The organism is Streptomonospora mangrovi, assembly GCF_027604915.1.
Taxonomy (GTDB): domain Bacteria; phylum Actinomycetota; class Actinomycetes; order Streptosporangiales; family Streptosporangiaceae; genus Streptomonospora; species Streptomonospora mangrovi.
In genome coordinates this window covers 118,285-126,619 of sequence record NZ_JAJAQC010000019.1, presented here as the reverse complement: position 1 = coordinate 126,619, position 8,335 = coordinate 118,285, and the positions used below count along the sequence as shown (strand labels likewise).

Below are 8,335 nucleotides of genomic sequence, written 5' to 3'. Positions count from 1 at the left end.
TTCGCCGCTCGTGTACCCCGAAGGGCCTTACCGCTCGACTTGCATGTGTTAAGCACGCCGCCAGCGTTCGTCCTGAGCCAGGATCAAACTCTCCATTAAAGGTCTTCAATCCTGACCGGCCCACCCCAGAAGGGTGAACCCATCAAAGGAACCCCGAACACCCACTGAAGGGTGTTCAACGGGGCCAAAACAAACATGGCACAAAGAATGTCATACACGCGCTGTTGAGTTCTCAAGAAGCAACCGCTCACCGGGTACAAACCCCGGACCCGCTCTCCGGCAGGCCCGCAAAGGCTCTTCCCACAAGGGGCGGATCAATCTCCGCGTTTCCGCTTTGTTGTGTCTTCACATTATCAGGCGTTTCGCACTCCGCCAAATCGGCGGTTTCGCTGAATACCTGAAATCATCCGCGCACAACCCCATTGCGAACACACGGACTATCGCACCATAAACGATGCGAATCAGACCTTGTGTCCGAAAAGGCGTTGAGGTGAGATGCGGCCACGCCCACCAGACGGTGTTCGTTGCGACCGGAAGACCGTCGCCCGAGCGCGCTGAAGATTCAGCACTGTTTCAGGCGGCTCGATCGAGCATAGTCAGGGACTCCCCGAGTGCCAACTCAAGAATGTGTGAACTGGGTCACTTCTGTTCTCCGCGCTGACACGGCGGCTCGGCGGCCCGGGTGGGCGCCGGGTCCCCTCCTCTCCGGCGCCCACCCGATGCGTCAGTGTGCCGCCTGGCTGAGCACCGCGCCGAGGCGGGCCAGGCCCTTCTCGATCTCCTCGGGGGTGTGGGTGGTGAAGGAGAGCCGCAGGGTGGCGGGGTCGGGGTGCTCTGCGTAAAAGGGGGCCCCGGGCACGAAGGCCACGCCGCTGTCCAGGGCGGCGGGCAGGTGGCTCTGGGCGTCGGCGCCGTCGGGCAGGCGCGCCCACACGAACATGCCGCCCTCGGGGCGGGTCCAGGTGCTGCCCTGGGGCAGCGCCGCGGGCAGGCCGGCGAGCATGGCGTCGCGGCGGGGCCGGTAGGCCGCGCACAGCCGGTCGACGTGGGCGGCGAAGTCGGCGGTGGTGAGGTAGGCCGCCGCGGCGGCCTGGTCGACGGTGCTGGTGTGCAGGTCGGCGGCCTGCTTGGCGACGGCGATCGAGGGGCGCAGGCTCTCGGGCGCGCGCACCCAGCCCAGGCGCATGCCGGGGGCCATGACCTTGGACAGGCTGCCGAGCACGACCGTGCGGTCGGCGGCGCCGTCGTAGGCGGCGAGGGAGGGCAGGGGGTCGCCGGCGTAGCGGAGTTCGCTGTAGGGGTCGTCCTCCACGAGCCACAGGCCGTGCTCGGCCGCGACGGCGGCGATCGCGGCGCGGCGCTCGTGCGGGAGGGTGCGGCCGGTGGGGTTCTGGAAGGTGGGGACCAGGTAGAGCAGCTTGGGGCGGTGCCGCCGGACGGCTTCGGCCAGGGCCTCGGGGACGGTGCCGTCGTCGTCGGTGGGGACGGTGGCCACGCGCGCCCCGGCCAGCCGGAAGCACTGGAGGGCGGCGAGGTAGCCGGGCTCCTCGACCAGGACGGTGTCGCCGGGGTCGAGCAGGGCGGCGGCCACGAGCGAGAGCCCCTGCTGGGAGCCGGTGGTCACGATGACCTGGGCGGGGTCGGTGGGCAGGCCGCGGCCGGTGTGGCGGTGGGCGATCCAGTCGCGCAGGCGGGGGTCGCCCTCGGTGGGGGAGTACTGGAGCGCTCGGCGGGGGTCGTCGCGCAGGACGCGGTCGTAGGCGTCGCGCAGGGCGGGGCCGTCGAACAGCTCGGGGGCGGGGAGGCCGCCCGCGAAGGAGACGAGGTCCCGGTGCTTGGCGCTGGAGACCAGCGCCAGCAGGTCGCGCACCGGGGAACTGCCCACTCCGGCGAGGCGGGCGGCGGGCGGCGGAGGGGGAGCGGGCTGGACCATGGGGGCTCCTTGTGCTGCGGACGTCCTGGTGAAGGGACCAGCCTACTCCGGGGTTCCTGAATATGAGATGGGTTTCTCATGATGCGAGACGAGTGATGCGGGTTTCGGGCGGTCGCGCCGGCGAGGTGACGGTGCCCACAATCGTCCTCGGAGGGAGGACGGAATAAATGCGGATGCATTATCTTTCCAGGAAGGTAAATCGCACCCGCATTACCCCAGGGGAGGACCGACCATGAGCGAGCCTGTGAAGCTGAGTGTCATCTACTACTCCGCGACCGGCACCGGCTACCAGATCGCGCGCGAGATCGCGGACACCGCCGAGAAGGAAGGCGCGGAGGTCCGCCTGCTCAAGGTCGCCGAGCTGGCTCCCGAGGCCGCCATCGCCAGCAACCCGGCGTGGGCCGCCAACGCCGAGGCCACCAAGGACATCGCCGAGGCCACCCCCGACGACGTCGTCTGGGCCGACGCCGTGGTGTTCGGGTCGCCGACCCGCTACGGCAACGTCGCCTCGCAGCTCAAGCAGTTCATCGACCAGCTCGGCCCGCAGTGGGGGCAGGGGCTGCTCGCCGACAAGGTCTACAGCGGGTTCACGTCGTCGTCCACGCTGCACGGCGGCCAGGAGTCGACCCTGCTGGCGCTGTCGAACACCTTCTACCACTTCGGCGGGATCATCGTGCCCCCCGGCTACACCGAGGCCAGCAAGTTCGCCGACGGCAACCCCTACGGCACCTCCCACGTGGACGCCCAGGGCGAGAACGCGGTCAACGACGTCACCCGCACGGCCGCCCAGGTGCAGGCCCGCCGGGTCGTGCGGACCGCCGCCGCCCTGAAGGCCGGCCGCGCCCAGATCTGACCGGACTTCCGGTCACCGTGACCGCGCCGGCCCACAAGGCCGGTGCATGGGCGGGCCGACTCAGGCCCGCCCATGCGGCGGCGCACCCCTGATCCCGGTGCGGCCGCCGCTTTTCGCTGTCCGGGGCGCGGCGCCGCCGGCTCAGGTGGCGGGTTCCGCGCCCTCCAGCGGCTCGTCGGCGGACCGCCCCCGACCGCCCGCGAAGGCGTAGGACTCGGCCTGGAGGGTGAAGAGCCGGCGGTAGTGGCCGTCGGGCAGGGCCATCAGCTCGTCGTGGGTGCCGCACTCCACCACCGCCCCCTCGTGCAGCACGTAGATGCGGTCCGCCATCCGCACCGACGCCAGCCGGTGGGTGATCAGCAGGACCGTGCTCCGGGCCGCCGCCGCGTGCAGGGTGTCGAACAGCCGCTTCTCGGCGCGGGCGTCGAGCGCGGCGGTGGGTTCGTCGGCGATGACGAGGTCGGCCGTGCGGTAGAGCCCCCGGGCCGCGGCGATGCGCTGGCGCTGGCCGCCCGAGAGGTCGGCGCCGTCCACGAACCGCTTGTCCAGCAGGGTGTCCAGGCCGTGGGGGAGGTCGGCGACCACCGCGTCGGCGCTGCTCAGCTCCAGCGCGCGCAGCAGCCGGTCCTCGTCGGTGTCGGCGGACATGGTGATGTTGCGCCGCGCGGTGAGCGGCCACTGGGTGTAGTCCTGGCTGATCAGCCCGATGCGTTCGCGCAGCAGGTCGGGTGCCAGCTCGGCGGTGTCGACGCCGCTCCAGCGGATGGTGCCCTCGTGGGGGGTGTACAGCCCCGCGACCAGCCGCGCCAGGGTGCTCTTTCCCGAGCCGTTCTCGCCGACCAGGGCCACGACCTCGCCCCGGCGGACGTCGAGGTCGACACCGCGCAGCGCGGGCCGCTCGCTTCCGGGGTAGCGGAACACCAGGCCGCGCGCGCTGAGCCCGGTGAAGCGGGCCGGGGGTGTGCCCGAGGCCGCGGCGGGCAGCCGTACGCGGGCCTCGGCGCAGAACTCCAGGAAGTCGTTGAAGAAGAGGCCGGACTCATAGGACCTGTTGAGGGCGAACAGGAGCTGGGTCAGCGCGGTCTGGCCCTGGCGGATGGCCAGAACGGCGGTTCCGGCCACCGACAGCGGCATGGCGCCGGCGACCAGCAGCGCACCCAGCGCGGTGTAGGTGGCGGCGGTCGCCGCGCCGCTGACGGTGTCGCCGGCGGCGCGCACCGCCGTCTGGCGGCGGGCGACGGCGACGAGGACGTCGCGCACGTGGTCGGCGATGCGGGTGTACTCGGCCAGCAGGAACGGGCGCATGTTGTAGGCGCGGAGTTCGGCGGCCGAGGCGCGCTCGGCGAGCAGGTCGGCGATGATCCACTGCCGGCGGCGGCTGGTGGTCATCTCGCGCATGTGGGTGTAGCGCATGCGGGCGGCGCGGGCGGCGGCCCAGCCGTCGGGGAGCACGGTCAGCGCCAGCAGCGGCAGCAGGACGGGGTGCAGCACGGCGAGCACGCCGGCCACCGCCGCGATGCCGATGGCGCCGGTGATGACGTCGACGGTGCTGGTGACCATGCGGGAGACCTCGTGGACGCCGCGGTCGCGCGCCCGGTACATGGCGTCGGAGAAGTCGGAGTCGTCGAACGCCTCCAGGCGCACGCGCGAGGTGAGGTCGAACAGCTCCATCTCGGTGAGGCGCTGGACGTAGGGGTCGAGCCGGCCCTGGGCCCAACCCGCGCCCGCCCGCAGGACGCCGCACACCACGGCGGCGCCCCCGGCCAGCAGCAGCGCGGGCAGCGCCGCGCGCACGCGGTCGGGGGTGGGGCCGGCCTCGAACAGGGACTCCAGGACCCCGGCCACGGCGATGAGCCCGAAGGCGGTGAACACCCCGGCGGCGAGGTTGAGGCCGACGGTGGCGGCGGTGTCGGCGGGGCTGGCCCGCCACGACCAGCTCAGCGCCCGCCCGATCATGGCGGGCAGCCGCCAGACCATGGACAAGAACGAGGTGGCGGCGAGGTCGGCCGACCAGGGGTTGTACTTGCTGGCGTGGACCTGGGGCAGGGCGGTCTGCGGTTCGGCGGAGGGTTCGGCGGAGGGTTCGGCGGAGGGCCGGGGGCGGCGGCGCCGGAGTCGCATCGTGCGGGGTCTCCTCTCGGTCGGCGGGCGCGCGGGGTGCGCGTCGTGGCGGACCGGTGCCGGGCGGGCCGGGTGCGAGATCGAGGGCGCGGCGGGGCGGAGCGCGCGGAGGTGGAGCGGCACCACGGCACGGTTACCAGAACACCAGTTCGACAACGATGATGCTCCGCGGCGGCCGCTCGCGACAGGTGTTTTCCACGGGCGGGGGTGTTGGGGTGGGACCGGATCACCGGGCCGGCGCCCCGTTGTGGGTGTGGCCCGGCCTGCCGCGTCGGCGCAGGCCCGCAGGGTCGGCGTGGTCGCGGCGCGGCGGCCGGGCACGCGGACTGGGGCGGGTAACGGTCGGACCGGATTGGGCGGGGCGGCAGAGGGGCGGGTGCGCCGCTCAGCTCTGGGCGGCGGAGTCCGCTTCGGCGTCGCCCTCGGCACCCTCAGCGGCCTTGGTCCCGCCGGATCCTGAGGCGGGAGCCGCTCCCGGGGCGGATCCCGCTTCGCCGGCGCCGACGTCCGGCCCTGGGTCGCGGACGCCGTCGACCAGCCCGCGCACGGCCGGGCGCAGCAGTGCGACGACCTCCTCGGTCGGCGCGTCGGCCAGGCCGTCTAGCCGCAGCAGGCGGCGGCCCACGACCACGCCGAGGATCGCGGCGCCGATGATCCCGGCCCGGACGTCGGCGTCGGCGCCGGGCATGGCGGCGGCCGCCTGGCGCTGCTGGGCGCTGACCGCCGCGCGGACGTCGCTCGCGGCCTCGGGGTGGGTCAGCATGGAGCGCAGCATGGCCAGCGTGGCGGTGGCGTCGGTGTCGAGCTTGTCGGCGAAGGACGCCAGCAGCAGTTCGGCGACCTCCTCGGGGGTGCCGCTGACCGGCGCCTCGGGCGCGGCCTCGGTCGCGCGCGCGAACAGCTCCTCCTTGGCTCCGAAGTAGCGCATGACCAGGCCGGGGTCGGTGTTGGCGGCGGCGGCGACCGCGCGGATGGTGGTGCGGTCGTAGCCGGACTCGGCGAACAGGGCGCGCGCGGCGGCCAGGATGCGCTCCTCGGTGCGCCGCCGCCGATCGGCGCGGGTGCCTGGGCGCGGGGTGCCGGTCGGCTGCGATGGGCTCACGGATCGATTGTAGGCATCGGTCTACAGGCGTTGACCGAACGCGCGCGGCACCCGTAGGCTCCGTTTCAGTCAACGCTTGTTGAATGAAACCACGACCGAGGAGTCGACATGGTGCTGACCGCCGCGCTGGGCCTGCTGGGCGGACTGCTCGTGGGCAACGGGGTCCCCCACTTCGCCGCCGGGGTCACCGGCCGGCCCTACCCGTCCGTCGCCGGCAACGGTCCGGTGGCCAACGCGGTGTCCGGCTGGGGGCTGCTGGTCCTGGGCGCGCTCGTGCTCACCCGCCCGGACTACGCCGGCCACGGCGCCGCCGCCTTCGCCGCGGTCGCCGCCGGAGTGCTGGCGATGGCGGTCTTCCACGCAGCGGGCGGCGCCCGGCGGGTCAACCGCCTGGCCGGGCGGCCCGTTCCCGCCCACCCCGCGGCGCCGGGGGCCTGAGCGCGGCCGGCCGTCGAAGGCGCGGCGCCGCTCCCCCGCCCGCCTCCTCAGGTGTAGCGGCCGGCCAGGTAGCGGTCGCGGCACTCCGCGCGGCGGAGCTTGCCGCTGGAGGTCTTGGGCAGCGCGCCGGGGTCCACCAGGACCAGCGCGTGCAGGGCGACGCCGTGGCGCTCGGCGATGGCCGTGCGCACCCGCGTGGCCAGGCGGCGCCGTGCCAACTCGTCCAGCACCACCCCCTCGGCGCGCTCGGCGACCACCACCAGGCGCTCCCCCTCGCCGTCGTCCACCGACACCGCCGCCGCGTGCCCGCGCCGCAGCGCCTCCGCGGCGCCCGGCGCCGCCGCGACGGTGGCCTCCAGGTCGGCCGGGTGGTGGTTGCGGCCGTCGATGATCACCAGGTCCTTGAGCCGGCCCACGACGAACAGGTGGCCGTCGTCGACGAACCCCAGGTCGCCGGTGCGCAGCCAGTCGGCGGGATCACCGGGCGCGGCGTCGGCCCGCCGGCGCCCGTAGGTCCGGGCCGTGGCCTCGGGGCTGCCGTGGTAGCCGGCGGTCACCGCCGGGCCGCGCACCCAGATCTCCCCGACGTGGCGCGACGGCAGCCCCATCAGCGTCGCGGGGTCGACCACCGCGAACTCCTGCCCCCACGCGGTGCCGCACCCCACCACCTCGCGCGCGGCCTCCCCGCTGCCCTCCTCGGCGCGCACCGCCTGGCCCTTGGCGAGTTCCCGGCGGTCGCAGGGGAAGACGCGCGGCCGGGTGCCGGGCGGGGTGGCCGAGACCAGGATGGTCGCCTCGGCCAGGCCGTAGGCGGGCGCGTGCGCCTCGGGGGCGAAGCCGTGGGGCGCGAACACCCGGGTGAACCGGTTTAGGCTGGCCGGGCGCACCGGCTCGCTGCCGTTGACCAGGGCCCTCACAGACGACAGGTCCAGGCCGGCCGGTTCGCCGGGCGGCGCCGCCTCGGCGGCGTCGCACATCATGCCCAGCGCGAAGTCGGGGCAGGGCGCGAACGTGCCCCCGTAATCGGAGATCAGCCGGGGCCAGCGCAGCGGGCGCAGCACGAACTCCATCGGGTCGAAGAGCACGGCGTGGCAGCCCAGGTGCAGGGGCACGGTGATGGCGGCGGCCAGCCCGAAGTCGTGGAACAGCGGCAGCCACGTCACCGCGACGGAGTCGGCGTCCTGGCGGAACGCGCGGGCGGCCTGCTCGGCGGTGTGGGCGATGTTGGCGCGGGTGACGCGGACGCCGCGCGGCGCGCCGGTGGAGCCCGACGTGTACTGGAGGTAGGCGACGTCGCCGGTGGCGGCCGGGCCGCCCGGCAGAAGGGCGGGCGTAGGTCCGGCGCGGTGGGGCGGGGCGGGCGCGGCGGCGTCCAGCACCGCCGAGGGGTCCAGCCCCGCCTCGCCGGCGAACTCCGCCACGGAGGACGCGTGCTCGGCCGTGGTGAGCAGGCTTCCCGGCGCGGCACCGGCGAGCAGGGCGCGCAGCCGCCCGTTGTGCCGGAAGGGCACCGGCGGGTGCAGCGGGACTGCGCACACGCCCGCGTACAGGCAGCCCAGGAACGCGGCGGCGTAGTCGAGGCCCTGCGGGCACAGGATCGCGGCCGGCCGGTCGGGCGGGTGGTGGGCGCCGAGGAGGGCGGCCACCCGGCGGGCGTGCCGGTCGATGTCGGCGTAGGTCCAGGTGGTGGCGGCCCCCTGGGGGTCGTCCGCGAAGTCCACGAAGGTCAGGGCGGGTGCGCCGGGCCGCTCGGCGGCGTGGCGGCGGATGCGGGCGAGCAGGTCGGGCGGGGCGGTCATGCCGGTCCTTTCGGTGGAGGTGGCGGTGCGGGCGATGGGCCCGGAGAGGCGGCGCCACGCCGGGGCGGCCGGCGGCGGTGCGGCGGGCA

Annotated in this window: 6 protein-coding genes and 1 rRNA gene; 2 read left to right on the top strand and 5 right to left on the bottom strand. The window is 74.3% G+C overall.

Annotated elements, in window-relative coordinates; translation table 11 throughout:
* Nucleotides 1-99 (bottom strand): 16S ribosomal RNA (locus tag LG943_RS13590); the annotation flags it as partial.
* A 625-nt stretch (nucleotides 100-724) separates the two neighbouring features.
* A complete protein-coding gene (locus tag LG943_RS13585) occupies nucleotides 725-1,933 on the bottom strand; it encodes an aminotransferase-like domain-containing protein (RefSeq protein ID WP_270072621.1) in 1,209 nt (402 codons plus the stop codon).
* A 232-nt stretch (nucleotides 1,934-2,165) separates the two neighbouring features.
* Here LG943_RS13585 and wrbA point away from each other — a divergent pair, with 232 nt between their 5' ends.
* Nucleotides 2,166-2,786: an NAD(P)H:quinone oxidoreductase gene (gene wrbA / locus LG943_RS13580; RefSeq protein WP_270072620.1), complete on the top strand. Its 621-nt coding sequence runs from the start codon at nucleotides 2,166-2,168 to the stop codon at nucleotides 2,784-2,786.
* Between the two features lie 141 nt (nucleotides 2,787-2,927).
* Here the strand turns inward: wrbA and LG943_RS13575 are convergent, their stop codons facing one another.
* Complete coding sequence (locus LG943_RS13575; RefSeq protein WP_270072619.1) at nucleotides 2,928-4,907, bottom strand: ABC transporter ATP-binding protein; 1,980 nt, start codon at nucleotides 4,905-4,907, stop codon at nucleotides 2,928-2,930.
* 385 nt (nucleotides 4,908-5,292) lie between these two features.
* Nucleotides 5,293-6,009: a TetR/AcrR family transcriptional regulator gene (locus tag LG943_RS13570; RefSeq protein WP_270072618.1), complete on the bottom strand. Its 717-nt coding sequence runs from the start codon at nucleotides 6,007-6,009 to the stop codon at nucleotides 5,293-5,295.
* A 108-nt stretch (nucleotides 6,010-6,117) separates the two neighbouring features.
* Here LG943_RS13570 and LG943_RS13565 point away from each other — a divergent pair, with 108 nt between their 5' ends.
* Complete coding sequence (locus LG943_RS13565) at nucleotides 6,118-6,447, top strand: hypothetical protein (RefSeq protein WP_270072617.1); 330 nt, start codon at nucleotides 6,118-6,120, stop codon at nucleotides 6,445-6,447.
* Between the two features lie 47 nt (nucleotides 6,448-6,494).
* On the opposite strand, the gene LG943_RS13560 is transcribed toward LG943_RS13565, so the two are convergent.
* Complete coding sequence (locus tag LG943_RS13560) at nucleotides 6,495-8,246, bottom strand: fatty acyl-AMP ligase (protein WP_270072616.1); 1,752 nt, start codon at nucleotides 8,244-8,246, stop codon at nucleotides 6,495-6,497.
* Nucleotides 8,247-8,335 lie beyond the last annotated feature (89 nt).

Coding starts and splice junctions, on each gene's coding strand:
- LG943_RS13585 (WP_270072621.1), bottom strand. CDS start 1,933: ATGGTCCAGCCCGCTCCCCCTCCGCCGCCCGCCGCCCGCCTCGCCGGA.
- wrbA (WP_270072620.1), top strand. CDS start 2,166: ATGAGCGAGCCTGTGAAGCTGAGTGTCATCTACTACTCCGCGACCGGC.
- LG943_RS13575 (WP_270072619.1), bottom strand. CDS start 4,907: ATGCGACTCCGGCGCCGCCGCCCCCGGCCCTCCGCCGAACCCTCCGCC.
- LG943_RS13565 (WP_270072617.1), top strand. CDS start 6,118: ATGGTGCTGACCGCCGCGCTGGGCCTGCTGGGCGGACTGCTCGTGGGC.
- LG943_RS13560 (WP_270072616.1), bottom strand. CDS start 8,246: ATGACCGCCCCGCCCGACCTGCTCGCCCGCATCCGCCGCCACGCCGCC.